This window comes from Streptomyces sp. NBC_00376, assembly GCF_036077095.1.
Lineage (GTDB): Bacteria > Actinomycetota > Actinomycetes > Streptomycetales > Streptomycetaceae > Streptomyces.
Genome location: NZ_CP107960.1, coordinates 3,464,195 through 3,489,483 on the forward strand (window position 1 = coordinate 3,464,195; position 25,289 = coordinate 3,489,483).

The 25,289-nt window shown below is 72.3% G+C and carries 22 protein-coding genes and 2 pseudogenes; 11 read left to right on the top strand and 13 right to left on the bottom strand.

Annotated elements, in window-relative coordinates; all coding sequences use genetic code 11:
* Positions 1-21: 21 nt before the first annotated feature.
* Together OG842_RS15400 and OG842_RS15405 are read left to right on the top strand one after the other, a co-directional pair.
* Complete coding sequence (locus tag OG842_RS15400; protein WP_266730233.1) at positions 22-1,371, top strand: FAD-binding protein; 1,350 nt, start codon at positions 22-24, stop codon at positions 1,369-1,371.
* A gap of 57 nt (positions 1,372-1,428) precedes the next feature.
* Positions 1,429-2,280 carry an SDR family NAD(P)-dependent oxidoreductase gene (locus OG842_RS15405; RefSeq protein ID WP_266730234.1) on the top strand — a complete coding sequence of 284 codons (852 nt, stop codon included), beginning with the start codon at positions 1,429-1,431 and terminating at the stop codon, positions 2,278-2,280.
* Positions 2,281-2,301: 21 nt separating this feature from the next.
* On the opposite strand, the gene OG842_RS15410 is transcribed toward OG842_RS15405, so the two are convergent.
* Positions 2,302-2,892 carry a 2'-5' RNA ligase family protein gene (locus tag OG842_RS15410; protein ID WP_266730235.1) on the bottom strand — a complete coding sequence of 197 codons (591 nt, stop codon included), beginning with the start codon at positions 2,890-2,892 and terminating at the stop codon, positions 2,302-2,304.
* A 113-nt stretch (positions 2,893-3,005) separates the two neighbouring features.
* Positions 3,006-4,019, bottom strand: a complete 1,014-nt coding sequence (gene trpS, locus OG842_RS15415; protein WP_266730237.1) for a tryptophan--tRNA ligase — start codon at positions 4,017-4,019, stop codon at positions 3,006-3,008.
* A 141-nt stretch (positions 4,020-4,160) separates the two neighbouring features.
* On the opposite strand from trpS, the gene rocD reads away from it, so the two are divergent.
* Positions 4,161-5,366, top strand: a complete 1,206-nt coding sequence (gene rocD / locus OG842_RS15420; protein WP_266730238.1) for an ornithine--oxo-acid transaminase — start codon at positions 4,161-4,163, stop codon at positions 5,364-5,366.
* A gap of 64 nt (positions 5,367-5,430) precedes the next feature.
* On the top strand, positions 5,431-6,219 hold the full coding sequence (locus tag OG842_RS15425) for an SMI1/KNR4 family protein (protein ID WP_266730239.1): 789 nt from the start codon (positions 5,431-5,433) through the stop codon (positions 6,217-6,219).
* Between the two features lie 22 nt (positions 6,220-6,241).
* Here the strand turns inward: OG842_RS15425 and OG842_RS15430 are convergent.
* Together OG842_RS15430 and OG842_RS15435 are read right to left on the bottom strand one after the other, a co-directional pair.
* Positions 6,242-7,420, bottom strand: a pseudogene (locus OG842_RS15430) (glutathionylspermidine synthase family protein); the annotation flags it as partial.
* A gap of 6 nt (positions 7,421-7,426) precedes the next feature.
* Positions 7,427-7,693: a hypothetical protein gene (locus OG842_RS15435; protein WP_266730241.1), complete on the bottom strand. Its 267-nt coding sequence runs from the start codon at positions 7,691-7,693 to the stop codon at positions 7,427-7,429.
* A gap of 125 nt (positions 7,694-7,818) precedes the next feature.
* On the opposite strand from OG842_RS15435, the gene OG842_RS15440 reads away from it, so the two are divergent.
* Positions 7,819-8,691 (top strand): hypothetical protein, encoded by an 873-nt coding sequence (locus OG842_RS15440; protein WP_266733607.1) that lies wholly within the window; start codon positions 7,819-7,821, stop codon positions 8,689-8,691.
* 57 nt (positions 8,692-8,748) lie between these two features.
* Positions 8,749-9,387, top strand: coding sequence for a LysE family translocator (locus OG842_RS15445; RefSeq protein ID WP_266730242.1), 639 nt, complete (start codon positions 8,749-8,751; stop codon positions 9,385-9,387).
* A gap of 57 nt (positions 9,388-9,444) precedes the next feature.
* Here OG842_RS15445 and pdxR read toward each other — a convergent pair whose 3' ends face one another.
* Positions 9,445-10,863: a MocR-like pyridoxine biosynthesis transcription factor PdxR gene (pdxR, locus tag OG842_RS15450; RefSeq protein WP_266730243.1), complete on the bottom strand. Its 1,419-nt coding sequence runs from the start codon at positions 10,861-10,863 to the stop codon at positions 9,445-9,447.
* A 47-nt stretch (positions 10,864-10,910) separates the two neighbouring features.
* Here pdxR and OG842_RS15455 point away from each other — a divergent pair, with 47 nt between their 5' ends.
* Together OG842_RS15455 and OG842_RS15460 are read left to right on the top strand one after the other, a co-directional pair.
* Positions 10,911-11,426 (top strand): carboxymuconolactone decarboxylase family protein, encoded by a 516-nt coding sequence (locus OG842_RS15455; protein WP_266730245.1) that lies wholly within the window; start codon positions 10,911-10,913, stop codon positions 11,424-11,426.
* A 61-nt stretch (positions 11,427-11,487) separates the two neighbouring features.
* Positions 11,488-12,222: an isocitrate lyase/PEP mutase family protein gene (locus OG842_RS15460; protein ID WP_328512264.1), complete on the top strand. Its 735-nt coding sequence runs from the start codon at positions 11,488-11,490 to the stop codon at positions 12,220-12,222.
* Between the two features lie 64 nt (positions 12,223-12,286).
* On the opposite strand, the gene OG842_RS15465 is transcribed toward OG842_RS15460, so the two are convergent.
* The 5 genes and pseudogenes from OG842_RS15465 to OG842_RS15485 form a co-directional block, all read right to left on the bottom strand.
* Positions 12,287-13,654 (bottom strand): B12-binding domain-containing radical SAM protein, encoded by a 1,368-nt coding sequence (locus OG842_RS15465; RefSeq protein ID WP_266730248.1) that lies wholly within the window; start codon positions 13,652-13,654, stop codon positions 12,287-12,289.
* A gap of 163 nt (positions 13,655-13,817) precedes the next feature.
* Positions 13,818-14,807 carry a malate dehydrogenase gene (locus OG842_RS15470; RefSeq protein WP_266730250.1) on the bottom strand — a complete coding sequence of 330 codons (990 nt, stop codon included), beginning with the start codon at positions 14,805-14,807 and terminating at the stop codon, positions 13,818-13,820.
* Positions 14,808-15,273: 466 nt separating this feature from the next.
* Positions 15,274-15,564, bottom strand: a pseudogene (locus tag OG842_RS15475) (helix-turn-helix domain-containing protein); the annotation flags it as partial.
* Between the two features lie 423 nt (positions 15,565-15,987).
* Complete coding sequence (locus OG842_RS15480; protein WP_266730251.1) at positions 15,988-16,620, bottom strand: DUF3017 domain-containing protein; 633 nt, start codon at positions 16,618-16,620, stop codon at positions 15,988-15,990.
* A 29-nt stretch (positions 16,621-16,649) separates the two neighbouring features.
* On the bottom strand, positions 16,650-17,513 hold the full coding sequence (locus tag OG842_RS15485) for a bifunctional methylenetetrahydrofolate dehydrogenase/methenyltetrahydrofolate cyclohydrolase (protein WP_124716850.1): 864 nt from the start codon (positions 17,511-17,513) through the stop codon (positions 16,650-16,652).
* Positions 17,514-17,737: 224 nt separating this feature from the next.
* On the opposite strand from OG842_RS15485, the gene OG842_RS15490 reads away from it, so the two are divergent.
* On the top strand, positions 17,738-18,508 hold the full coding sequence (locus tag OG842_RS15490) for an RDD family protein (RefSeq protein WP_266730254.1): 771 nt from the start codon (positions 17,738-17,740) through the stop codon (positions 18,506-18,508).
* 113 nt (positions 18,509-18,621) lie between these two features.
* On the opposite strand, the gene purH is transcribed toward OG842_RS15490, so the two are convergent.
* Positions 18,622-20,175, bottom strand: coding sequence for a bifunctional phosphoribosylaminoimidazolecarboxamide formyltransferase/IMP cyclohydrolase (purH, locus tag OG842_RS15495; protein WP_266730255.1), 1,554 nt, complete (start codon positions 20,173-20,175; stop codon positions 18,622-18,624).
* Positions 20,162-20,818, bottom strand: a complete 657-nt coding sequence (purN, locus tag OG842_RS15500; protein WP_266730257.1) for a phosphoribosylglycinamide formyltransferase — start codon at positions 20,816-20,818, stop codon at positions 20,162-20,164. The genes purH and purN overlap by 14 nt, the downstream gene beginning before the upstream one ends.
* A gap of 334 nt (positions 20,819-21,152) precedes the next feature.
* Between purN and OG842_RS15505 the strand changes: the two genes are divergently transcribed.
* Positions 21,153-22,085 carry a hypothetical protein gene (locus OG842_RS15505; protein ID WP_266730258.1) on the top strand — a complete coding sequence of 311 codons (933 nt, stop codon included), beginning with the start codon at positions 21,153-21,155 and terminating at the stop codon, positions 22,083-22,085.
* A gap of 20 nt (positions 22,086-22,105) precedes the next feature.
* Here the strand turns inward: OG842_RS15505 and OG842_RS15510 are convergent, their stop codons facing one another.
* Positions 22,106-23,704 (bottom strand): cell division protein PerM, encoded by a 1,599-nt coding sequence (locus OG842_RS15510; RefSeq protein ID WP_328512660.1) that lies wholly within the window; start codon positions 23,702-23,704, stop codon positions 22,106-22,108.
* Positions 23,705-23,829: 125 nt separating this feature from the next.
* On the opposite strand from OG842_RS15510, the gene OG842_RS15515 reads away from it, so the two are divergent.
* Positions 23,830-25,170 (top strand): helix-turn-helix domain-containing protein, encoded by a 1,341-nt coding sequence (locus tag OG842_RS15515; RefSeq protein ID WP_328512265.1) that lies wholly within the window; start codon positions 23,830-23,832, stop codon positions 25,168-25,170.
* Positions 25,171-25,289 lie beyond the last annotated feature (119 nt).

Consider the following 25,289-nt stretch of genomic DNA (forward strand, 5'->3'; position numbering starts at 1 on the left):
CCGGGCGATACGGTCACCGTCATGTCCGTCGACACCGTGTCCCTGACCGGCTGGGGCCGCACCGCCCCGTCAACCGCCCTGCGTTTCCGCCCCCGTTCGTACGAGGAGGCGGCGGCGACGGTACGCGGCTGCGGACCCCGCGGCTCCATCGCCCGGGGCCTCGGCCGGGCGCACGGCGACGCGGCCCAGAACGCGGGCGGCTCCGTCCTCGACATGACCGCGCTGAACCGGATCCGCACCATCGACGCCGGCGCCGGGATCGTGGTCTGCGACGCCGGGGTCAGCCTGCACCGGCTGATGGAAGTCCTGCTGCCGCTCGGCTGGTTCGTCCCCGTCACGCCCACGACCCGCTACGTCACCGTGGGGGGCGCGGTCGGCGCCGACATCCACGGTCACAACCAGCACGTCGCGGGCTCCTTCTCCCGGCACGTCCAGGAGCTGGAGCTGCTGACCGCCGGGGGCGAGATCCGTACGGTCCGGCCCGGCACCGCTCTCTTCGACGCGACCGCGGGCGGCCTCGGCCTGACCGGGGTGATCCTCTCGGCCACGCTCCGCTGCCACCGCGTCACCAGCTCGTGGATGTCGGTCGACACCGAACGCGCCGTCGACCTGGACGACCTGCTGGAACGGCTCGTCGCCGGGGACCACCGCTACCGCTACTCGGCCGCCTGGATCGACCTCCACACCCGCGGCCGGGCCACCGGGCGCTCCGTACTCACCCGGGGGGAGCATGTGCCCCGGTACGCGCTCCCGGCGCGCGCCCGGCGCACACCGCTCTCGTTCCGCCCGGGTCCGATCCCGGCCGCCCCCGCCCTCGTACCGGAGGCGCTGCTCGGCAGCGCCCCGGCCGCCCTGCTCGGCGAGCTCCGGTACCGCGGCGCGCCCAAGTACCGGATCGGCGAACTCCAGCGGATCGCCGCGTTCTTCCACCCTCTGGACGGCCTGCCGCACCGGCACCGGGTCCACGGGCGGGCCGGGTCCGTGCGGTACCAGTTCGCCGTCGGCCACGGCCAGGAGGAGACACTGCGCCGGATCGTGCACCGGATCGCCCGGCGGCGTCTCCCGGCGACGAACGCCGTGCTCAAACGGTTCGGCGCCGGGGGCCCCGGCTGGCTGTCGTTCCCGGTGCCCGGCTGGTCGCTCGCCCTCGGCCTGCCCGCCGCCCTGCCCGGACTGGCCGGGTTCCTGGACTCGCTGGACGAGGAGGTGGCGGCGGCGGGCGGCCGGGTCTGCCTGGCGAAGGACTCCCGGCTCCGGCCGGAGCTGCTGGCCGCGATGTATCCGAGGCTGGCGGACTTCCGGTCGCTGCGCGCCGGGCTGGACCCGGACGGGGCCTTCCGCTCGGACCTGTCGCGCCGCCTGTCGCTCTGACCACCGCCGCCACCGCCGCCGCTCTTTCCCCTCCCCCACGTCGCAAGGAGTGTTCCCGTGAAGGACGCCTTCGGAGCCCCGCAGTCCCTGCTCGTCCTCGGCGGCACGTCGGAGATCGCGCTGGCCACCGCCCGGCGGCTGATCGCCCTGCGGACCCGTACGGTCCGGCTGGCCGGGCGCCCCGGCCGCGCCCTGGACGCGGCCGCCGCCGAACTGCGCGCCCGCGGCGCCGACGTCCGCACCGTGGGCTTCGACGCCCTGGACATCGAGTCGCACGAGAGTGCCCTCGGCAAGATCTTCGCCGAGGGCGACATCGACATGGTGCTGCTCGCCTTCGGCATCGCCGGCGACCAGGGGCGTGACGAGGAGGAGCCGCTCGCCGCGGCCCGGGTCGCCCAGACCAACTACACCGGAGCCGTCTCCGCCGGGCTGGTGTGCGCCGGCGCACTCCAGGCGCAGGGGCACGGCTCGCTGGTGGTGCTCTCCTCGGTCGCGGGCGAACGAGCCCGCCGCGCCGACTTCATCTACGGATCCAGCAAGGCGGGCCTGGACGCGTTCACGCAGGGGCTGGGGGACGCGCTGCACGGGACCGGGGTGCATGTGATGGTCGTGCGCCCCGGCGTCGTACGACCGGAGCGGGCGGCGGAGACGGTGCCGGTCGCGGAAACGATGCCTGCCGGGTCACCGGTGGGAGCCCGGTTCGCCGCGGCGCGGTCGGCCTCGGCCCGGTTCGCCGCGGCGCCGTTGGAGGCGCCGGCCCTCACCACGACGCCGGACGCGGTCGCGGAGGCCATCGTGACGGGGCTGCGGCGGCGCTCGGAGGCCGTGTGGGTGCCGGGCTCGCTCCGAGCGGTGATGTCGGCGCTGCGGCACGTGCCGCGACCGCTGTTCCGGCGGCTGCCGATCTGAGCCGGAGCCACCGGGAGACGGTCAGGAGTGCAGGGAGGGCTCGTCCAAGGAGGAGCTGCCCTGCGCGGGCACGGCGGGCGCGCCGCCCCCGGCGCCGAACGGGAACTCATTGATCTTGCGCCAGACGCTGTCCGAGCCCTGCTCGTACAGCGCGAAGGAACCGCAGGTCCAGGCCGCCTCGTAGTCGGCGAGCTCGGCGTACGCCCGGTCCATCGCCTCCTCGGCGATGTCGTGCGCCACGGTCACGTGCGGGTGGTACGGGAACTGGAGCTCGCGCACCAGCGGCCCGGAGGCGTCCCGGACCCGCTTCTGCAGCCAGGTGCAGGCCGAGGCGCCCTCGACGACCTGGACGAAGACGACCGGCGAGAGGGGACGGAAGGTCCCCGTGCCGGACAGCCGCATCGGGAAGGGGCGGCCGCTCGTCGCGATCCGGGCGAGGTGCGCCTCGATCGCGGGCAGGTCGGCCGCCTCGGCCTCGGTCGGCGGGAGAAGGGTGACGTGCGTGGGAATGCCGTACGCGGCAGGGTCCCCGAAGCTCGCGCGCCGCTCCTGGAGCAGGCTGCCGTAGGGCTCCGGGACCGCGATCGAAACGCCGAGCGTTACGGTCCCCACGTCGTCCTCCTCAATGCTCGATGGTCGGTGGCCTGCTTGCGGCCACCCACCGGGTTCAGCTTCCCGTCGCCAGTGTGACGCCTGCGGCAGCGAAACCGCCAGGGTCCTTGGACTCAGTGCTTCGCGGGCAGAAAGCCCATCCGGTCGTACGTCAGGGCCAGGGTCTCGGCCGCGACGGCACGGGCCTTCTCCGCGCCCTTGGCCAGGATCGAGTCCAGCGTCTCCGGGTCGTCCAGGTATTCCTGGGTGCGGGTCCGGAAGGGTGTGACGAACTCGACCACGACCTCGGCGAGGTCGGTCTTGAGCGCACCGTAGCCCTTGCCCTCGTACTTCTGCTCCAGATCCGCGATACCGGTGCCCGTGAGTGTCGAGTAGATGGTCAGAAGATTGCTGACGCCGGGCTTCTCCACCTGGTCGAAGCGGATGACCGTGTCCGTGTCGGTGACCGCGCTCTTCACCTTCTTGGCGGTGACCTTCGGCTCGTCCAGAAGGTTGATCAGGCCCTTCGGGGTGGCCGCCGACTTGCTCATCTTCGCCGACGGGTCCTGGAGGTCGTAGATCTTCGCCGTCTCCTTGAGGATGTACGGGTTCGGCACGGTGAACGTTTCGCCGTAGGTGCCGTTGAACCGCTCGGCCAGGTCGCGGGTCAGCTCCAGGTGCTGGCGCTGGTCCCCGCCGACCGGAACCTGGTCGGCCTGGTACAGCAGGATGTCGGCCACCATCAGCATCGGATACGTGAAGAGACCGACCGTGGTCCGGTCTGCGCCCTGGTTGGCGGACTTGTCCTTGAACTGCGTCATCCGCGAGGCCTCGCCGAAGCCGGTGAGGCAGTTCATGACCCAGCCGAGCTGGGCGTGCTCGGGGACATGACTCTGGACGAAGAGCGTGCAGTGCTCCGGGTCGAGACCGGCGGCAAGGAGCTGGGCGGCGGCGAGCCTGGTGTTCGCGCGCAGTCGCGCGGGGTCCTGCGGGACAGTGATCGCGTGCAGGTCCACAACCATGTAGAAGGCGTCGTGGGTGTCCTGCAGCGCCACCCACTGGCGGACCGCGCCGAGGTAGTTGCCGAGGTGGATCGAGCCTGAGGTGGGCTGGATCCCGGAGAGCACACGGGGGCGTTCAGAGGCCATGGAACTCATTGTCTCAGGTGCGGGCAACTGGCCCCGACCGGCCTGGCGCGCCGGGGAACACAGGTTTCCTCGCCGCTGATCCGACCAACGATACAAAGTGGGCACCACCCCCGCCCACGCCGCACGACGAACGGAGATCCCGTGTCGACCACGGAAACCGCCATCGCCTCCGCCGAGGCGCACAGCGCGCACAACTACCATCCGCTGCCCGTCGTCGTCGCCACGGCGGACGGGGCCTGGATGACCGATGTCGAGGGCCGCCGCTACCTCGACATGCTCGCCGGCTACTCCGCGCTCAACTTCGGTCACTGCAACCGACGCCTGATCGACGCGGCCAAGGCGCAGCTGGAGCGGGTGACGCTCACCTCACGTGCTTTCCACCACGACCGGTTCGCCGACTTCTGCACGCAGCTCGCCGAGCTGTGCGGCATGGAGTCGGTGCTGCCGATGAACACGGGCGCCGAGGCCGTGGAGACGGCGGTGAAGACGGCCCGCAAGTGGGGTTACCGGGTGAAGGGCGTCCCGGACGGCATGGCGAAGATCATCGTCGCCGCGAACAACTTCCACGGCCGGACGACCACGATCATCAGCTTCTCCACGGACCCGGAGGCGCGGGAGGACTTCGGCCCGTACACGCCGGGGTTCGAGATCGTGCCGTACGGGGATCTCACGGCGCTGCGGGAGGCGATGACCGAGAACACCGTGGCGGTGCTCATGGAGCCGATCCAGGGCGAGGCCGGGGTGCTGGTGCCGCCGCCCGGCTATCTCCCCGGGGTGCGGGCGCTGACCCGCGAGCGGAACGTGCTGTTCATCGCGGACGAGATCCAGTCGGGCCTGGGCCGCACCGGCCGGACCTTCGCCTGCGAGCACGAGGGTGTGGTGCCGGACATGTACGTGCTCGGCAAGGCGCTGGGCGGTGGTGTGGTGCCGGTGTCGGCGGTGGTCTCCTCGCAGGAGGTGCTCGGGGTGTTCCGGCCCGGTGAGCACGGTTCGACCTTCGGCGGCAATCCGCTCGCCTGCGCGGTCGCGCTGGAGGTCATCGCGATGCTCCGGACCGGCGAGTTCCAGCAGCGGGCGACCGAGCTGGGCGAACACCTGCACCGGGAGCTCGGACTGCTGGTGGGCGGCGGTGCGGTGGAGGAGGTGCGTGGCCGCGGGCTGTGGGCGGGGGTCGACATCGCCCCGGGCCGCGGCACCGGCCGGGAGATCTCCGAGAAGCTGATGGAGCGCGGGGTACTGGTCAAGGACACCCATGGCTCGACGATCCGGATCGCCCCGCCGCTGGTGATCAGCAAGGAGGACCTGGACTGGGGTCTCGAACAGATCCGCGCCGTCCTGCGCGGCTGAGCCTCCGGGCGGCCGGACTGGCCCCGGGCCCGTCCGGCGGGCCCGCCCTGGCAGACTCCGCACCGTGAGACCCGACCTGACACTGCTGCGGGAGCTGATCGAAGGATCACCGGGATTCGGCCGCGGGCGCGCGGGCGCCGCGCCGGAACCCCTGATCCGCGAGGCCGAGGCACGCGTCGGCCCGCTGCCGCCGTCGTACCGGTGGTGGCTGGCCGAGTACGGCCACGGCCGGGCCGGGGACGCGGACATCGCGACGGTCGGGCCCGCCGGGTCCGCCGACGACATGTACGAGGCCGTCACCGCCGGGTGGCGGCTGGACGGCGACCGGCTCTGCTTCGCCGTCGAGCCGGACTACGGCGACGGCTACCACTTCGTCCTCGGCCGGGCGGGCGAGGCCGGGGACGGGGCCGGGGCCGGGACCGGGGAGTACCCGGTGGTGTGCCGTGACGGTACGGACGGCTGCGAGTACCCGGTGGCGGAGTCCTTCGCCGGGTTCCTGGCCGTCCTGGCGGCCCGGTCGCTCGGGCTGCGGGACGGGCCCAATCCCGCGGTCGCCCGGCTGTGGCGGTCGACGCCGGGCGTGCTGCTCGACAACGGCGTGCACATCTACGGTCCGCACCTGATCCAGGAACGCAACGAGACCTTCGAAGTGCCCCGGTACGCGCCCGGCTGGGTGCTGATCGGGGACGACAGCGGGGGCGACGGACTCCTCATGCGCCGCCACGGCCGCGACCGCGCCTCCGTCCACCGGCTCGGCCTGGGCGCGGTCTGCGAGGACGTCGCGACGGAGGGCGAGTGGGTCACGGACGACCTGCTCGGCTGGCTGCGCGCGGGCGCGCCCCTGCCGGACTGAAGGGCCGGGCCGCAGGGCCCTGGAGGATGACGTGCGGCAGGAAGCGGGCGTACTCGTCCGTGACCAGGCCCGCCGATTCACGGATGCCGAGCCCGGCCGCCTCGTCCTCGACGACCCACGCGCCCAGCACCACACGGTTGCCGTCGAAGTCCGGCAGCGGTGCCAGCTCCTGGTAGCAGCACGGCTCGTCCCGCGGCACCGCCGGGCTTCCCGGCTCGTGGATCGTGACCCCGTCCCCCTCGCGGCCGAGCAGGGGCTTGGCGACGTAGCCGCCCGACTCCGCGAGTTCGCGCGGACCGTCGAGGTAGGAGGGCAGCAGGTTGGGGTGGCCGGGGTAGAGCTCCCAGAGGATCGCCAGCAGCGCCTTGTTGGACAGCAGCATCTTCCAGGCGGGCTCGATCCAGCAGGTGGTGCCCGTACCGCCGCCGTTGTCGAGGGTGTCGAGCACATACGGGCCGAACCGGTCGGTCGCCAGCCACTCCCACGGATACAGCTTGAAGCAGCTCCGGATGAAACGGAGCCGCTCGTCGACGAACCGCCCGCTCAGCCGGTCCCAGCCGATCTGCTCGACGGAGAGCGCCTCCGTGTCGATGCCGGCCTGTTCCGCGGTCTCCCGCAGATACGCGACCGTCATCAGGTCCTCGCCCAGCTCGTCGCCGTCGGAGTGCGCGAAGTGCAGCGGGCCCGGCGGCAGCAGGGGTGCCTGCCGCTTCCAGGCCTCGACGAGCCGTTCGTGCAGCGAGTTCCACTGGTCGGCGCCCGGGAAGCGGTCCTCCATCCAGAACCACTGGGCGCTCGCGGCCTCCACCAGGGAGGTGGGGGTGTCCGCGTTGTACTCCAGCATCTTCGCCGGGCCGATGCCGTCGTAGCGCAGGTCGAACCTGCCGTACAGGGACGGAAGTTCGTCCCGTCGCTGCCAGGACTGGGCGATCAGATCCGTCAACCGCCGGTCGGTGATGCCGAGTTCGGCGAACCGGTCCCGCTCCACAATGTGCGCGGCGGCGGCCAGGCACATGGTGTGCAGTTCCTCGACGACGTCCTCCAGCGCCTCGACCTCGGGCAGCGAGAAGACGTAGTAGGCGCTCTCGTCCCAGTACGGGCGCAGCGATCCGTCCGGGTAGCGGGTGAGCGGGAAGACGATCCCCTGCTCCTCCACCGTCCGCTGCCAGTCGGGGCGGGGCGTTGCGGTGCGACGTTCCATGCCGGTTCAGCCGCCGCCGGTGCCCGAGCAGCCGAAACCGCCGCGGTCGACCGCGGACTTGTCGAAACTGCCGCCTTCCACCTTGCCGTTCTTGCTGCTGCCGCCGTAGTAGTACGAGCCCTTGCCGTTCTTGCACTCGTAGCTCGGCAGCTTGTCGCGGGTCAGCGGGTCGGCGCACCGCTTGTCCGGCTCCGAACCGCAGGAGGTGATCATCGCCGCGAGCACCCCCATGCCGCCGAGCACGACCGTGCTCGACCTCAGCCTGCGTGCCATGTTTCCGACTCCCCCGTCGTACGAATCAAGCCAATGCGACCATCCGTCAGATTAAATGCCCGCCAATGGCGGCGGGAAGCCGGTGCGCCATATTCCACAAGTAGAGTCGCTATGTGGTCTTCGGAATGATCTGCGCACTCGGCGCCGCCGTCTGCTTCGGCACCGCCTCGGTCCTCCAGGCCGTCGCCGCGCGGGCCGCCGCCGAGCCGGGGTCGGACGCTGGGGTCGATCCGGCGCTGCTGCTGCGCGCCCTGCGCCAGTGGCGGTACGTCGCCGGACTCGCCCTGGACGGCTGCGGTTTCGTCCTCCAGATCATCGCCCTGCGGTCCCTGCCGATCTACACGGTCGGCGCCGCCCTGGCCGCGAGCCTCGCGGTGACGGCGGTGGTCGCCGCGCGGCTCCTCGGGGTGCGGCTGAGCGGCGTCGAGTGGACCGCGGTCGGCGTCGTCTGCGCCGGGCTCGGCATGCTGGGGCTCGCGTCCGGCGGCGAGGGCCACGGGAGCGGTTCCGCCGCCCTGGCCTGGTCGATGCTGGGGATCGCCCTGGGCATCCTGCTGATCGGCGCGGCGGCCGGCCGCCTGCCGGAGCGGCCGCGGGCGCTCGTGCTCGGGCTCGGCGCGGGATGCGGCTTCGGGGTGGTGGAGGTCACGGTCCGGCTGATCGACGACGTGTCCCCGGCGGCGCTGCTCGCCGACCCGGCCGCGTACGCGCTGCTGCTGGGCGGCGGTTCGGCGTTCCTGCTGCTCACCTCGGCCCTGCAGCGTGGTTCGGTGACGACGGCGACGGCCGGCATGGTGCTCGGCGAGACGGTCGGCCCGGCGCTGGTCGGCGTCGTCTGGCTCGGCGACCGCACCCGCGAGGGCCTGGAGTGGGTGGCGGTCGCCGGTTTCGTGGTGGCGGTGGCGGGCGCACTGGCCCTGGCCCGCTTCGGCGAGGCCCCGGCACAGTCCCCGGGTCCGGCAGAGGGCGCGGGCGAGCGGGACCGCTGCGGGAAGTGACCCGCACCGGGCGCCCGGCCGGCCGGGCCGCGAAAAGGTGACGTAAGCTGGCCTTCCATGGCAATGAGCACCGCGCTGTGGTCCTTCGCCCTCGTAGTAGGGCTTCTCACTCTCACTCCCGGACTCGACACCGCTCTGATCCTGCGCACCTCGGCCCTCGGCCGGCGCAGAAGAGCCTGGGGCGTCGTCCTCGGAATCCAGTCCGGCACCCTGCTGTGGGGCGCGCTCACCTCCCTCGGGGTCACCGCACTCTTCACGGCCTCCCATCTCGCCTATGTGACGTTGCGCTGGGTCGGCGCGGCGTACCTGGTCTGGATGGGCCTGCGCATGCTCCGCGACACCTTCCGGGGGCTGCCCGCCGGCGGCACTGACGAATCCGACCTCCTGTCCGGCGCGGACTCGTTCGCCGGTGGATGGCGGCAGGGGGTCCTCACCAACCTCCTCAACCCGAAGATGGGCGCCTTCTACGTCGCCGTCCTGCCCCAGTTCATCCCGGCCGGCACCAGCCACTTCACGATGGGCCTCCTGCTCACCTCCGTACACATCCTGATGGGCCTGGTGTGGTCGGCCGTGCTCGTCGGCTTCGCCCGCGTGCTGCACGGCTGGCTCCGCAAACCGCAGGCCCGCCGGCTGCTCGACCGGATCACCGGGACCGTCATCGCCGCCTTCGGTGTCCGGCTGGCGCTCGGCGACTGAGCTCCCGGCGGCCGGGCATCCCGCCCCGTCGCCCGGAGGCCGTCGGGCGGCCGGAGGTCACCCGGCGGCCTCCCCGGGCAGCACCCGGCAGAGCGCGTCCAACGCACCCGACCAGGCGCTGTCGGTGGGTGTCCCGTAGCCGATGACCAGCGCGTCGCGGCCCGGCGCCGCGTCCGGGTGCCGGAAGCGCGAGATCCCCTCCAGCGCCAGTCCCTGCCAGGCCGCCGCCCGGAGCACCGACGGCTCGGTGCCCTCGGGCAGTTCGAGCACGGCGTGCAGCCCGGCCGCGATGCCGCTGACCCGGACACCCGGGGCCCGTTCCGCCAGTGCCGCGACAAGCTGGTCGCGGCGGTGCCGGTAGCGCAGCCGCATCGAGCGCACATGACGGTCGTACGCACCCGACCCGATGAACTCCGCGAGCGTCAGCTGGTCCAGCGCGCTCGACGACCAGTCGCTCGCTCCCTTGGCCTCGCACACCTCCCCCACCAGCGCCTCCGGCAGCACCATCCAGCCCAGCCGCAGCCCAGGTGCCAGCGATTTGCTCGTGGTGCCCAGGTGCACCACGCGTTCGGGGTCGAGGCCCTGGAGCGCGCCCACCGGCTGCCGGTCGTACCGGAACTCGCCGTCGTAGTCGTCCTCCAGGATCAGCCCGCCCGTGCCGCGCGCCCAGTCCACGGCCTCGGCCCGCCGGTCGGGGTGGAGCGGCACACCTGTGGGGAACTGGTGCGCGGGTGTCATCAGGACCGCGCCCACGCCCCGCATCCCGGCCAGCTCGCCGGTCCGAGCCCCGAGTGGGTCGACCGGCAGGCAGGGCAGCCGCAGCCCGGCGTCCGCGAGCAGGTTCCGGTGGATGTCCAGCCCGTACGACTCGACGGCCACTTCCCGTACCCGCCGCTTGCGCAGCACCGGCCCCATCAGCTTCAGCGCGTGCACGAAGCCGGCGCAGATCATGATCCGCTCCGGGTCCGCGTACACACCGCGGGCCCGTGCCAGATAGCCGGCGAGCACGGTGCGCAGTTCGATGCGCCCGCGCGGATCCCCGTACCCGAACGCGTCGTTCGGGGCCGCCGTCAGGGCGCGCCGGGACGCCTTGAGCCAGTCGGCGCGCGGGAACGTCGAGAGGTCGGGCGAGCCGCCCAGCAGGTTGTGGACGGGCCGGGACCGGGCCGCGCGGGCCCGTACGGCCCGGGTGGACGGCCGGCGCGGCTCGGCCCGCTGCGCCACCCGGGTGCCCGAGCCCTGCCGGGCGGTGAGCCAGCCCTCGGCGACCAGTTCGGCGTAGGCGTCGGCAACGGTGTTCCGGGCGATGCCCAGGTCGATGGCGAGGCTGCGGGACGACGGCAGCCGGGTGCCGGGCTTCAGGCGCCCCGTCCGTACAGCCTCGCGCAGCGCGTCCATGAGCCCGGCCCGCAGCCCTGCCGCACCGGTCGTGTCGAGATGCAGGTCGGCACCGAAAGTGGCCCATGAATTCGTCATGGGAATGGACCATACCCGTGCGCCACCCACCCCGTAACGTCGTACCCATGACGACGAACGAGCACAGCCACCCGACCTCCGAGCTCAACCCCGAGCACACCCCCCGCCTGCAGAACTGGGCCGGGCTCGCCCCCGATGTCTACAGGGCGATGGTCCGGCTGGACGCGGCTTCCCGTAAGGGCCTCGACCCGGTCATCGGGGAACTGGTGAAGATCCGCGCCTCGCAGCTGAACCACTGCGCGTTCTGCCTGGACATGCACACCAAGGACGCGCTCGCGGCCGGTGAGTCCGTCCAGCGGATCGTCCAGCTCGGCGCCTGGGAGGAGTCGCAGCACTTCTACACGCCCAAGGAGATCGCGGCCATCGAGCTGACCGAGGCCGTGACGGTGCTGACCGACGGTTTCGTGCCGGACGAGGTGTGGGAGAAGGCAGCGAAGCACTTCGACGAGACGGAGCTCGCCCATCTCGTCGCGGCGATCACGACGATCAACGCCTGGAACCGCTTCGCCGTGACCACCCGCATGGTCCCCGGTCACTACCAGCCGGGCGACATCAAGCACTGACACCCCGCAGGCCCCGACCCGCACCGCCGCCACTGCCCCGACACACCCACAGGAGCCCCGCGTGACCGCATCCGTCCTCCGCGCCCTGCATCACGACCGCGCCCCCGGCGACCCACTGGTCGTCCCCGGCCCGTGGGACGCGGGGAGTGCGCGGGTCTTCGTCGAGGCCGGCTTCCCGACGCTCGCCACCCCGAGCGCCGGGGTCGCGGCCTCGCTCGGTTACGAGGACGGGGCTACGCCCGCCGACGAGATGTTCGCGGCCGTGACCCGGATCGTGCGGGCCGTCCCGGCCTCAGTGCCCGTCTCGGCGGACATCGAGGCGGGGTACGGACTGGACCCGCAGGAGCTGGTGGAGCGGCTCCTCGGCACCGGGGCGGTCGGCTGCAATCTGGAGGACTCGGCCGACGGCACCCTCGTCGACGCCCAGCGGCAGGCGGACCGGCTCGCGCAGATGCGGGCGGTGGCGGGCGACGCGCTCTTCATCAACGCCCGCGTCGACACCTACGTCCGGGGCGTCCCCGAGGGCACCGACCAGGAGGCGGAGACGGTCCGCCGCGCGCTGCTGTACGTGGCGGCGGGCGCGGACTGCGTCTACCCGATCATGGCCCCGCCCGAGACGCTGCCCGCCCTGGCCGCCGCCGTCCCGGCCCCGCTCAACGCCCTGGCCCGGCCGGACGGCCCGGCCCCGCGCCGGCTGGGCGAGCTGGGCGCCACCCGGATCACCTTCGGCCCCGGGCTGCAGCGCCGGGCCATGGCGGCGCTGCGCGAGACCGCGGACGAGCTGCGGAAGCACTGAGCGCACGGGGCCGGGCGCTCACCGGGCTGGGCGCTCAGGGCCGGGCGCTCGCGAAACTTGGCGCTCAGGGCCGTCTGCCGCCGAAGGCCGCCAGGGTCCGTTCCAGCATCGGCATGGCCCGGACCACCCGGCGGGAACGGATCAGGGCGTCCCAGGCCGGCTCGAACTTCTTCCAGCCGCCCGAGTACGCCAGGTGCCTGAGCCGTTCGTGCGTACCGGGCTGGGCTGCCGCCCCGCGCCAGATGTTGGACCACCGGTAGAAGTCGCGGTACGCCCGCCAGTACCCGTCCTCCAGCTGGCGCGGCGTCATGCCCTTCGGGCGGTAGACGACATGGCGGGTGTCGTAGAGGTCCCAGTCCCGGTGGACGATCCGGTCCTCGGCCTCCATCTGTTTCCACAGGCCGGTGGAGGGATACGGCGTCATGATGTGGAAGGTGGCCGTCTCGATGCCCTGCTCGACGGCCCACTCCACCGTACGGTCGAAGACGTCCGGGCCGTCGTGGTCGAGCCCGAAGACGAAGCTGGCGTTGACCATGACCCCGGCGTCGTGGAGCCGGCGGACGGCGGCCGCGTAGTCCTTGCCGATGTTCTGGTCCTTGCGCCGCTCGGCGAGGTTCGCGCTGTTGACGGTCTCGAAGCCGACGAACAGGCTGCGCAGCCCCGCGTCCACGGCACGCTCCAGCAGATCCGGCTGGAGCACGGACTTCACGGTGCCGGCGGCCTGCCAGAGCCGCCCCATGCCGGCCATCCCGTCGAAGAGCGCCTCGGCGAAGCGCCGGTTGCCGAGCAGATGGTCGTCGAGGAAGTACAGGTGCCTGCCGGGCAGCCGCTCGATCTCGGCGAGCGCGTCGTCCACGGCCTGGGTGTAGAAGGACTTCCCGCCCTCGAAGAAGGCGTCCTTGTAGCAGAAGTCGCAGTGGTGCGGGCAGCCGCGCGAGACGACGATCGAGTTCGGTACGAGATACAGCTGCCGCTTGATCAGGTCGCGCCGCACGGGCGGCAGCCCGGCCAGCGTGCGCAGCTTCGAGTCGTACCGACGGGCCGGCGCCCCGTCGCGGAACTCCTTGAGGAACACCGGCCAGGTGTCCTCGCCCGGCCCGGTGAAGATCGTGTCGGCGTGGGCCGCGGCCTCGTCCGGGAGCGAGGTCACGTGGAGGCCGCCCATGGCCACGTGGACGCCCCGGGCACGGAAGTGGTCGGCGATCTCGTAGCCGCGCCGGGCGGAGGTGATGTACGGCTGGACGACCAGCAGGTCGGGGGTGTCGAGCGCCTCGATGTCCACCCGTTCGACGTGCTCGTCGAGGAGCGTCACCTCGTCGTCCGGGTCGAGGTACCCGGCGAGGGTCGCCAGGCCGAGCGGCGGGAAGAGCGAGTACTTGATGGGGCGGAACAGCGGGCTGGTCGCCTCGGTCAGTGCCGGAAGGATCATCATCACGCGCATGACAGCGCAGACTCGCGAAATGGTGCGGTCAGTTCCCGGCCGGCGCCGCCCGGACACGCCACCGCCCCCGGCAGCGGGTGCGGCCGGGGGCAGTGGGGTGCGCCTGGAGAGGCGTACGGATCAGACGGATCCGATCAGACCGGATCAGACCGGATCAGATCAGGCCGAGCTCGCGAACGGCGTCGCGCTCCTCGGTGAGCTCCTTCACCGAGGCGTCGATGCGCTTGCGGGAGAACTCGTTGATGTCCAGGTCCTGGACGATCTCGTACTTGCCGTCCTTGACGGTGACCGGGAAGGAGGAGATGAGGCCCTCGGGGACGCCGTAGGAGCCGTCCGACGGGATGCCCATCGAGGTCCAGTCGCCCTCGGCGGTGCCGTTGACCCAGGTGTGCACGTGGTCGATGGCGGCGTTGGCGGCCGAGGCGGCCGAGGACGCGCCACGGGCCTCGATGATCGCGGCGCCGCGCTTGGCGACGGTCGGGATGAAGGTGTCGGCCAGCCACACCTCGTCGTTGACGACCTCTGCGGCGTTCTTGCCCGCGATCTCCGCGTGGAAGATGTCCGGGTACTGGGTCGCCGAGTGGTTGCCCCAGATGGTCAGGCGCTTGATGTCGGAGACCGTGGTGCCGGTCTTCTTCGCCAGCTGCGTCAGCGCCCGGTTGTGGTCCAGGCGGGTCATCGCGGTGAAGCGCTCGGCCGGTACGTCCGGGGCCGAGGCCTGCGCGATGAGCGCGTTGGTGTTGGCCGGGTTGCCGACGACGAGGACCTTGATGTCGTCCGCGGCGTTGTCGTTGATGGCCTTGCCCTGCGGCTTGAAGATGCCGCCGTTGGCGGAGAGCAGGTCGCCGCGCTCCATGCCCTTGGTGCGCGGGCGGGCGCCGACCAGCAGGGCGACGTTGGCACCGTCGAACGCCTTGTCGGCGTCGTCGGTGATCTCGATGCCGCGCAGCAGCGGGAAGGCGCAGTCGTCGAGCTCCATGGCGGTGCCCTCGGCGGCCTTCAGGGCCGGGGTGATCTCCAGGAGGCGCAGGTTGACCGGCACGTCCGGGCCGAGCAGGTGGCCGGAGGCGATGCGGAAGAGCAGCGCGTAGCCGATCTGGCCGGCTGCGCCGGTCACGGTGACATTCACGGGAGTGCGGGTCATGGCGATCTCCGTTAGACAGCTGGCGGTGGGGGTCCCTGCCCCTGGTGCTGGATATCCCTCGCCATCTGAATCTTGATGTGAAGAGATATCCAGCGATCAGGCTATCCGACCCGGAACCTCCCGGCGGCCCTGCCCCCTGTGGCACCGCACACAACCCGTCACACAGCGCTCACCCGGCCGAATCCCGGTCACCCGTCCCGGTCACCCGCCCCGGTCGCTCCGAAGGCGGCGGTCCGGTGGCGACCGGGTGGCGGCTCCCGTACGGCCCGCCCTCAGAGCCCCGGCCCGGTCAGCAGCACCACCGCGGCCAGCACCAGCAGCGCGCCGACCACACCCGCGAGGAGCACGACCGGCCGTCTCCGGCCGGCGGCGGCCGGCCACCCCCGGCCGCCGTTGAAGCGGACCGTGACCGGGTTCCGGGGCGGTATCCCCGCACTGCGCGCGCCGGGGCCGCTGACGCTCAGCACCGTCATGTCCTGGCGCGGCCCGGAACGGCTCCAGGCCCGCTCCGCCGGCTCCCGCATGGTCGTCAGATGCGCCTGGCTGGTGCCCGTCGCCTCGGCGAGCGCGACGACCGCCCCCTTCGGCGCGAGCAGCCGCCCGTTCGGATACCGCTCCCACGAGGTCCTGCTGTACCCCGTGCGGTCGGCCACTGCGGCGATGCTCGAACCCTGCGGTCGACAAGCCTGCGCAACTGGCCGGCGAACTCCCTGACCTGTGGATCGAGTTCATCCGACAGCGCCTTCCAACGAGGCATTGCTTCCCCTTGCCCGGATCCGGTGATTCTTCCGTTCCGGGCTACCCAGGAGCGGGCGCGAACGAGGGGCGGCGGGTCATCGTCACGGGGCGCACGGAGGTATTCGGAACCTCGCACCCGGCTGCCGCGCGCCCCCGCTCCACGCCCCCGCTTCACAGCCCCGGGCCGGGCCTCCGTTGCCGGACGATCACACGGTGGCGGAATGGTCACTTCCGTGCCACAGGCGACAGGCATCTCTTGAACCGCCTCACCCCGTCGACCAGGCTGAATCCCGGCCGGGGCAAGGCCGCTCAAGTCACCGCGTTCCGGAGCGTTCACGTTCCGGCGGGCCCCGGTACCGGTGTCCGTCCCTCCTCGGGGGAGGGGACGGACACCGCTCTCTCCGCGAGCGCGGCGGACCCGCGAGCGCGACGGAACGCGGGCTCAGCGGATGGTGAAGTGGACCGCCTGCTCCAGGAACGGAATGTCCAGCCACGGCTTGGGCTGCGCCACCAGCGCGAGCATCACGATGAGGAAACCGAGCAGCCCGTAGGTCACCAGGTCGGTGAAGCGGGAACGTACCGCCAGCATGCCCACCGACGGCACCACGAGCCGCAGCACGGCACCCCCGATGAGGGCCGCGCCGATCAGTATCGTGCCGACCCGGAAGGCTTCGGCGAACGGGTCGACGGCCACGATCAGCAGCCCGATCCCGGCCGTGCAGAGCACGGCGAGCAGCGGCCACTGACGGGCCGGGGCGGGCGCGTCCCCGGACGCGGCCCTGCCCCCGCCCTCGGGACGCGCGGTGTCCCGGGTGAGCGACGGGAAGCGCCGCGACGGACGCGGGCCGGTGCCCGTACCGCCGTCGCCCGTACCGCCGTCGCCCGCACCTTCACGAGCGGCGCCGTCAGGACGCGCGGCGTCGTCACGAGCGTCGCCGTCACGGGTCGCGGCCTGGTCCGGTGCGGCCCCGTCCGCCGCCTTCTCACCCGTGCCCGGCGTGTCCGCGCGGGACGGCGCCGCGGACGTGCCGTCCGCCGAGGCGGACGGGTCGGCCGGACTCGTACCAGCACCCATGGGGTTCCTTCCGGATCGGGTCGGCCGGCTCAGACGGCCGCGGCCGCGTTGCGCTCGGCCGCCTCGACCACGTTGACGAGCAGCTGGGCGCGGGTCATCGGGCCGACACCGCCCGGGTTCGGGGAGAGCCAGGCGGCGACCTCGGCCACGCCCGGGTGGACGTCCCCGACGATCTTGCCGTTCTCGTCCCGGCTGACGCCGACGTCGAGCACGGCGGCGCCCGGCTTCACGTCCTCGGGCTTGATGATGTGCGGCACCCCGGCGGCGGCGACGATGATGTCGGCCTGCTTGAGCTGGGCGGAGAGGTCACGCGTACCGGTGTGGCACTGGGTGACGGTGGCGTTCTCGGACTTACGGGTCAGCAGCAGCGGGATGGAACGGCCGATGGTGACACCGCGGCCGACGACCACGACGTGTGCTCCGTTGATCTCCACGCCGTGGTGACGGAGCAGCTGGACGACACCCTGCGGGGTGCAGGGCAGCGGGCCCGTCTCGTTCAGTACGAGGCGGCCGAGGTTCATCGGGTGGAGGCCGTCGGCGTCCTTGGCCGGGTCCATCAGTTCCAGGACACGGTTGGTGTCGATCCCCTTGGGGAGGGGCAGCTGCACGATGTAACCCGTGCACTCGGGGTTGGCGTTGAGCTCCCGTACGACGTCCTCGATCTCCTCCTGGGTGGCGGTGTCGGGAAGTTCGCGCTGGATGGAGGCGATGCCGACCTGCGCGCAGTCGCGGTGCTTGCCGTTCACGTACCACCGGCTGCCCGGGTCGTCCCCGACGAGCAGGGTTCCCAGGCCAGGGGTGATGCCCTGCGCCTTGAGGGCCGCCACGCGGACGGTGAGATCGGACTTGATCGCGGCTGCGGTGGCCTTGCCATCGAGAATCTGGGCAGTCATGTCCCCATACTCGCGGATGACCCCGCCCGCATACCAATTCAGGCCGCAGGCGGTGGCTCGATGTTGCACTTGCGCAACAACCACCGTCACGGCTGGACAAACTTACATTGCGCTTATAACGATTATGGCCGCAGTGCCGCAGAAGTACCGGGGGGCGGACCACTGACTCTTCTTTCCTCCGTGCGGCCGCATCGTCCCCGCACGCACGTTGGAGGAACGCCCAGATGAGTTTCGGCGACCCGAACCAGAATCCGAACAACCCGTACGGCCAGCAGCCGGGCCAGCCGCCGCAGGGCCAGCCCGGTTACGGCTACCCGCAGGCACCTCAGGGCGTACCGCCGCAGGGTCAGCCGGGCTACGGCTACCCGCAGCAGCCGGGCCAGCCGCAGGGTCAGCCGGGCTACGGCTACCCGCCCGAGCAGCCGGGCGGCACCCTCCAGGCCAACAACGGCTACATCAACGTCGCGGGCCTCGGCGCCGTCGAACTCGCCACGATGGGGCGTCGCCTGGGCGCGCGTGCGCTGGACGGTGTCGCGTACTTCATCCTCTACATGATCTTCTCGGCGATCGGCGTCGCGGGCCTCGTGGGCGCCTCGAAGTCCATCGACGACTGCAGCAGCTACTCGTACGGCACCGAGTCCTACAACCAGTGCATGAACGACGCGGCCAACGCCAGCGTCGGCGTCATCGCGGGCTTCTTCGGCTTCATCGCCGTGTTCGCGCTGATCGCGCTGCTCTACGAGTGGCTGATGGTCTCCATCTGGGGCGCCACGCTCGGCAAGATGGTCCTCAACGTCAAGGTCGTCAAGGAGAGCACCGGCCAGGCCCCCGGTCTGGGTGCGGGCTTCATCCGCTGGATCATCCCGATGGTCGGCTCGCTCTTCTGCGGTCTCGGCACGCTGCTGGTCTACCTCTCCCCCTTCTTCGACAACTCGGGCAAGCTCCAGGGCTGGCACGACCGCGCGGGCAGCACGATCGTCATCAAGACGAAGTGAGCATGCTGAAGGTGTAACCACCCTCACCGCATGGCGAAGGCCGCCAATCCCCCGCTCATTCCGGGGGGTTGGCGGCCTTCCGTCTTACCCGGGCAGCCCGGGTGCGACGCGTATCAGTGGAAGAAGTGGCGCGTACCCGTGAAGTACATCGTCACGCCCGCCTTCTTCGCGGCCTCGACGACCAGCTCGTCACGGACCGAACCACCGGGCTGGGCCACGGCCTTGATGCCCGCGGCGGTCAGAATCTCCAGCCCGTCCGGGAACGGGAAGAACGCGTCGGAGGCGGCGTACGAGCCGCGCGCCCGCTCCTCGCCCGCCCGCTCGACGGCCAGCTTCGCGGAGTCGACGCGGTTGACCTGGCCCATGCCGACGCCGACCGAGGCGCCGTCCTTGGCGAGCAGGATCGCGTTGGACTTGACCGCGCGGCAGGCCTTCCACGCGAAGGCGAGCTCCTTCAGCTCGCCCTCGGACAGGGCCTCGCCGGTGGCGAGGGTCCAGTTGGCCGGGTCGTCGCCGTCGGCCTGGAGGCGGTCGGTGACCTGGAGCAGCGCGCCGCCGTCGATCGGCTTGACCTCGACCGGGGCGGTCGGGGCGTCGGGGCAGCGCAGCACGCGGATGTTCTTCTTGCGGGCCAGGACCTCGACCGCGCCGTCCTCGTACGCCGGGGCGACGATGACCTCGGTGAAGATCTCCGCGACCTGCTCGGCCATGGCGACGGTCACCGGACGGTTGACGGCGATGACACCGCCGAAGGCCGACAGCGGGTCACAGGCGTGCGCGTTGCGGTGCGCCTCGGCGACGTCGTCGGCGATCGCGATGCCGCACGGGTTGGCGTGCTTGATGATCGCGACGCACGGCTCGGCGTGGTCGTACGCGGCCCGGCGCGCGGCGTCGGTGTCCGTGTAGTTGTTGTACGACATCTCCTTGCCGTGCAGTTGCTCCGCCTCGGCCAGGCCGCCGGAGCCGGAGGTGTAGAGCGCGGCGGGCTGGTGCGGGTTCTCGCCGTAGCGCAGGACGTTCTTGCGCTCGTACGTCGCACCGAAGAAGTCGGGGAAGCCCGAGTCGTCGGCGGCGGCGTAGTCGTCGGCGAACCAGGAGGCCACGGCCACGTCGTACGCGGCGGTGTGCTGGAACGCCTCGGCGGCCAGGCGCTTGCGGGCGGTCAGGTCGAAGCCGCCCGCCTTGACCGCGGCGAGGACGTCGGCGTACCGCTCGGGGCTGGTGACGACGGCCACGGACGGGTGGTTCTTGGCGGCGGCGCGGACCATGGACGGGCCGCCGATGTCGATCTGCTCCACGCACTCGTCGGCCGAGGCGCCGGAGGCGACGGTCTCCTTGAACGGGTAGAGGTTGACGACCACCAGGTCGAACGGCTCCACGCCCAGCTCGGCGAGCTGCTCGCGGTGGGCGTCCAGACGGAGGTCGGCGAGGATGCCGGCGTGGACGCGGGGGTGCAGCGTCTTGACGCGGCCGTCGAGGCACTCGGGGAAGCCGGTGAGCTCCTCGACCTTGGTGACCGGCACTCCGGCGGCGGCGATCCTCCCGGCGGTGGAGCCGGTGGAGACCAGCTCGACACCGGCCTCGTGCAGACCGCGGGCGAGGTCTTCGAGCCCCGTCTTGTCGTAGACACTGACCAGGGCGCGGCGGATGGGCTTATTCACCGACATGACCGAGATGAACCTTTCGTCCCTCAATGCGATAGCCGTCACGGGCGAGCCGCCCCACGGCCTCGACGAGCAGCTTGCGCTCGACTTTCTTGATGCGTTCATGGAGGGCCTCTTCGCCCTCCGCCGTGTCCTCTTCGGTCACCTCGACCACGCCCTGCGCGATGATCGGACCGGTGTCGACGCCGTCGTCGACGAAGTGGACGGTGCACCCGGTGACCTTCACGCCGTACGCGAGCGCGTCGCGCACTCCGTGGGCACCGGGAAAGCTGGGAAGCAGGGCGGGGTGGGTGTTGATGAACCGGCCGCCGAACCGGGCGAGGAACTCCTTGCCCACGATCTTCATGAATCCGGCGGACACCACGAGGTCGGGGCGGTGCTCGGCCGTCGCGGCCGCGAGCGCCGCGTCCCATTCCTCACGGGTGGCGTGGTCCTTGACCCGGCACACGAAGGTCGGCAGTCCGGCGCGCTCCGCCCGTTCCAGACCGACGATGCCGGGGCGGTCGGCGCCGACCGCGACGATCCGTGCGCCGAAGCCCTCGGGGTCGTCACCGATGGCGTCGAGCAGGGCTTGAAGGTTCGTGCCTGAACCGGAGACCAGTACGACCAGGCGCACCGGGGCGGCTGAGGGGGGCGGGGAGGCCACTGCTGGGCCCTTTCTCGCGTGGTGGTTCTCGCATGGTGGAGCAGAGCGACGCTGAATTTGTATGGTCGTACGAAAGAACTGAGCCCCTTGATACGGGGAACTCTACGAACCAGCCGACCGTCAGCAACGATACCGGCACCTCGGAGGACCCCCACGGGACGGGGGTGGACGGCGGCCGGCCGGACTCCGGGGAGGAGCGGCGGGCCCGGGGGACGGATATCGGCTGTTCGGGCCCCGCTCCCAGCTTTCGGCCGCTCCTGGGCGGGAGGTAGCGTCAGGGGACAGCGAACCGTCCACAGGGCGGAAATGACGAGATGGGGAAGACGTTCACCACATGCCGGACCGACGCCGCCGCACCGCCTTCCGCCACCCGCTGCCCGAGCGGGCCTCACTGCTGATGCGAGAACGCCAGTCCCCCACGGGCTCCTCCTCTTCCTCTTCTTCCTCTTCTTCCGGTGCGTCCGGTGCGTCCGGGGCCTCCGGCCAGGCGGACGAGAACCCGTTCGCCGCGCCGCCCGAGAACCGGCCCGACCAGCCCTGGCAGCCCCGCCGCCCCTCGAACACCGGAAACGGGGACGGCAACGGCAACGGGGACGACTCCTCCGAGGGCGGCTCCTCCGAGGACCGGCCTGCCTGGGGCGGCCAGTGGAGCAGTCGGCAGCCCGGCCGCCAGAGCGGCGGCTTCGGCGGCCGCCCCGGGGGCCAGGGCGGTTCGAACGGCCAGGGCGGACCCGAGGGCAGCCCGGGCGGGCTGCGCTGGGACCCGACCGACCCCGCCCAGCGCCGTGCCCGTTACGCCCTGCTCGGCGGCATGTGGGCCTTCTTCTTCGCCCTCTTCGACCTGCCCGAGGTCGCCCTGCTGCTCGGGGCGCTCTCCGTGTACTGGGCGATCAGCTCGCTCCGGGCGAAGCCGAGGAGCGCCTCCGCCACGACGGCCGACGGCTCCGGCCGGGCGTCGAACCCGGCTCGGGCATCCGGTCCGGACCGGGCAACCGGTGCCGCCGCTGCCGGTCGGGCTCCGGCGGCCGGCTCCGCGCCCGCTACGCCCGCCGCTCCCGGTGGTGGCCGGCAGCAGACCACGGCCGCGGTCAGCGGTCTGGTGACGGCGCTGCTCGCGCTGTCGATCGTCGCGACGACCTACACCGTGCAGCTGGTCTACCGCGACTACTACACCTGCGTGAACGACGCCCTGACCAAGACCGGTCAGCTGTCCTGCAACGACCTGCTGCCGAAGCCGCTGGAGCCCTTCTTCGGCGTCAAGAACTAGGAACTCGCGCCCCGGGCGTCTCAGGTGTTTCCGGACGGTCCGGCCTCTCCAGGCCGGGCCGTCCGCTCGTGCCAGGGGTCGGTCGGCAGGAAATCGTAGGGTACGAAGCCCTCGTCCGCGTCCGCGTCCGGAACGGACATGCGGGCGACGGGCTGCGCGGGCGCCGACGGCGCTGCGACGGGCGGGGAAGGGCTTACAAACACGGCGTCGGACTCGCCTCCCTGCACCGGCACCGATTCCGGCACCGGAACCGTTTGCGGCACCGGCTTCCCGGCCTCCTGTCCCTTCTCCCCCTCCTCCGCTCCCGCCTTCGCCCCTCCCCGTACCGCGCCCGTGAGCCACCACCACGTGCCGGCGCCGCGCTCCCGCAGCCGCCAGGCCCGGAACAGCAGCGCACCGGGAACGCCGAGCAGCGCCGTCCACAGCAGGGCCGCCGCGCCCGTGAGCCACCACACCGGCCCGAACTCCGTCAGCGCCCGGGTACCGAGCGGCCCCCCGGCAGCCGCGGCGAGCACCGCCGTACCGGCCCCGCACCCCACCGCGGCCAGGGCGGCCGTCAGAGCGGTCTCCCGCAGGCTCCAGGCGTCCTCCGGTGCGGCGTGCGGGGGCGCGGCCCGCCGCACCGTGAACCAGGCGATCGTCACCCCGGCCGCGACCGGAACCGCGACTGCCGTCCAGTTAAGGACCGTTCCCGGGCCCGCGGCGGGCAGCGCGGCGAGCAACGGGAAGCCGGGCAGCGCCGGGCGCCCCGAGAAGGCGAGCGGGGTGACCGTGGACGCCGTACCGAGGGCGAAGCCCGGCCCGAGCCCGTACGCCGCACCCCATACCGCCGCGTTCGGCACCAGCACCAGAGCGAGCAGGAAGACCGAGGCCCGGCCCGTCCAGTCGCCCGAGAGCTGGACGAACGACTGCTGGGCGGGGTGCGCATGCCACACCAGCGCCACCGCGACGAGCAGCGCCCCGCCGCCGAGCAGCACCGTCACTCCAGCGGCCGCCGCCCGCCAGGCCGTCCCCGCGTGCTCCCGGAACCGGCCACGTGCCAGCGCCTCGTGCAGGCTCACCGGCGCCCAGGACGGCAGCGGCCCGACCGGCCGCCCGGCCGCCGTCCAGACCCCGGCCGCCGCCGCGCCCGCCACCACGATGGCCGACGGGAAGAGCAGCGACGGCGGGTGCACGGACAGCGGACCGTCCCACCCGTAGTACGCGACAGCCGCTCCGACCAGCAGGTATCCGGTGACGACCATGACGAACGCCCCCGCCGCCGAGGGGACCGGGCGCCCCTCCTCCGGCACCAGGAGGTCCCGCGCCGCACGGTGGACCAGCCAAACCGGCACCACGGCGAGCAGCAGCGGAGCGAGGCCGATCGGAGCGGGCACCCCGCTGAGCGTGTCGGCTCTGATCAGCTCCGCGCCATGGGCGAGCAGCCAGAGCCCGGCCGCCGCGTGGAGCGCCCCGCCCGGGCTGCTGTCGGAGGTGGGGGAGCTGATCCACAGCACCAGGACGAGGACGGCGATGGATCCCAGTCCCAGCCCGGCCGCAACGGCTCCACGCAGAAGCGCGAACGCCAGCACGGCGGACCGGCCCTGCTCGGCCGACAACGACGGGCTGCTTCCGGTCACTTGGGTCACACGGCCATGCTCCCAACGACACGCGCTTATTTCTCGTAACAGGCGAATGGCCGCCGTGTCGCTCAATATGCGTTTATGTACTTTTCCACCCAGTGCAGCTCGGTCGGGGGTCCTACATGACAGAGAGCTCGGCCGATTCGGCCTCCGCGCATCCACTTCCCTCCCCCAAGGAACGACGCAGACTGCGCGAGGCGAAGTCACTGAGTGAAGAGCAGGTCGCAGCGGCGATGGGCGTCACCCCCGCCACGGTCCGGTCCTGGGAGACCGGCCGCACCACGCCCCGGGGGCGGAAACGCGAGGCGTACGCCAGGCTGATAAGCGGTGGCCGGCCGAGTCCGCAGGCCACCCCGCCGAGCGCCCGGACCAAACCGGGCGCCCCGAACACCCGGCCGAAGGCCGCGGTCAAACGTGCGGCCCGCCCGGCGGCACCGAAGACGGTCGCGAGGCTGTCGAAGCCGGTGACGTCCACGAAGCCGCCGTCGCGTCCGCCGACCCCCGTCGAAGCCACCGGGAGCACCGACATGGCCCCGACCGAGCCCGGCACCACCCCTGATCCGCCCAACACATCCGTGATGCCCGAACCGGCTCCCGCGGCCGAAACCGCCGGACCGGCCCAAGCCGGGACGGCCCGCGGCGGCCTCTCCCCCGACGAGGCCTTCGATGCCTTGTACGCGCACGCCGCCGACGCCCTGTTCCGCCAGACGTTTCTGCTGACCGGGTGCCGGAACCTCTCCCGGGAGTCCGTCGCACGGGCCTTCGCGCTGGCCTGGGAGCGCTGGCCCGAGGTCGCGGTGGACCGGGACCCGGCCGGCTGGGTGCGGGCCGCCGCGTACGAGTACGCCATGTCGCCGTGGCACCGGCTGCGCCGCGCCCACCGCCGGCTCGACCCGCCGCAGGCCGAACCCGGTCCGCGGGCCCTGCTCGACGCGCTGCTGAAGCTGCCGCCGTCGTACCGCCGCACCCTGCTGCTCTACGACGGTGTCGGCCTGGACCTGCCGGAGACGGCGGCGGAGACGGAGGCGAGCACCCCGGCGGCGGCGGGCAGGCTGATGAACGCCCGCGCCGCGGTGGCCGAGCGGCTGCCCGAGCTGGCGGCGGGCTCGTCGCCGGCCGAGCAGTCGGCGCTGCTGCACGAGCGGCTCGGCGCGCTCGCCCTGGCCCAGCCCTCCGGCTCGCTGCCCCCGTCCGCCACGATCCGCACGGACAGCGAGCGCAAGGCCCAGCTGTGGACCCGGGCGGCCATCTCGTTCACGGTGCTGATCATCGGGCTGACGCTGTTCACGCTGGGTACGGCCCCGACCCGGTACGAGACTCCGGAGTCACCCGCCCAGCAGGTCGGCGGGGTGCCGCCGCGCGGCGGTCCGCAGAAGCTGACGCCGCAGGACCTGAAGCTGCGGAAGCAGCTCCACGGCGAGCTCGTGCGGGGCCCGGCCCGGCTGGTCCCCCGGGTGGGCTGACCCCCTCCGGGGCGCGGAGGAGCCCCGGGGACGCGGAGCGGAGGAGACACGAAACGGCGCGGGTCCGTACCCCTTGATCGGGTACGGACCCGCGCCGTCTGTGCGGTGACGCGATGCTG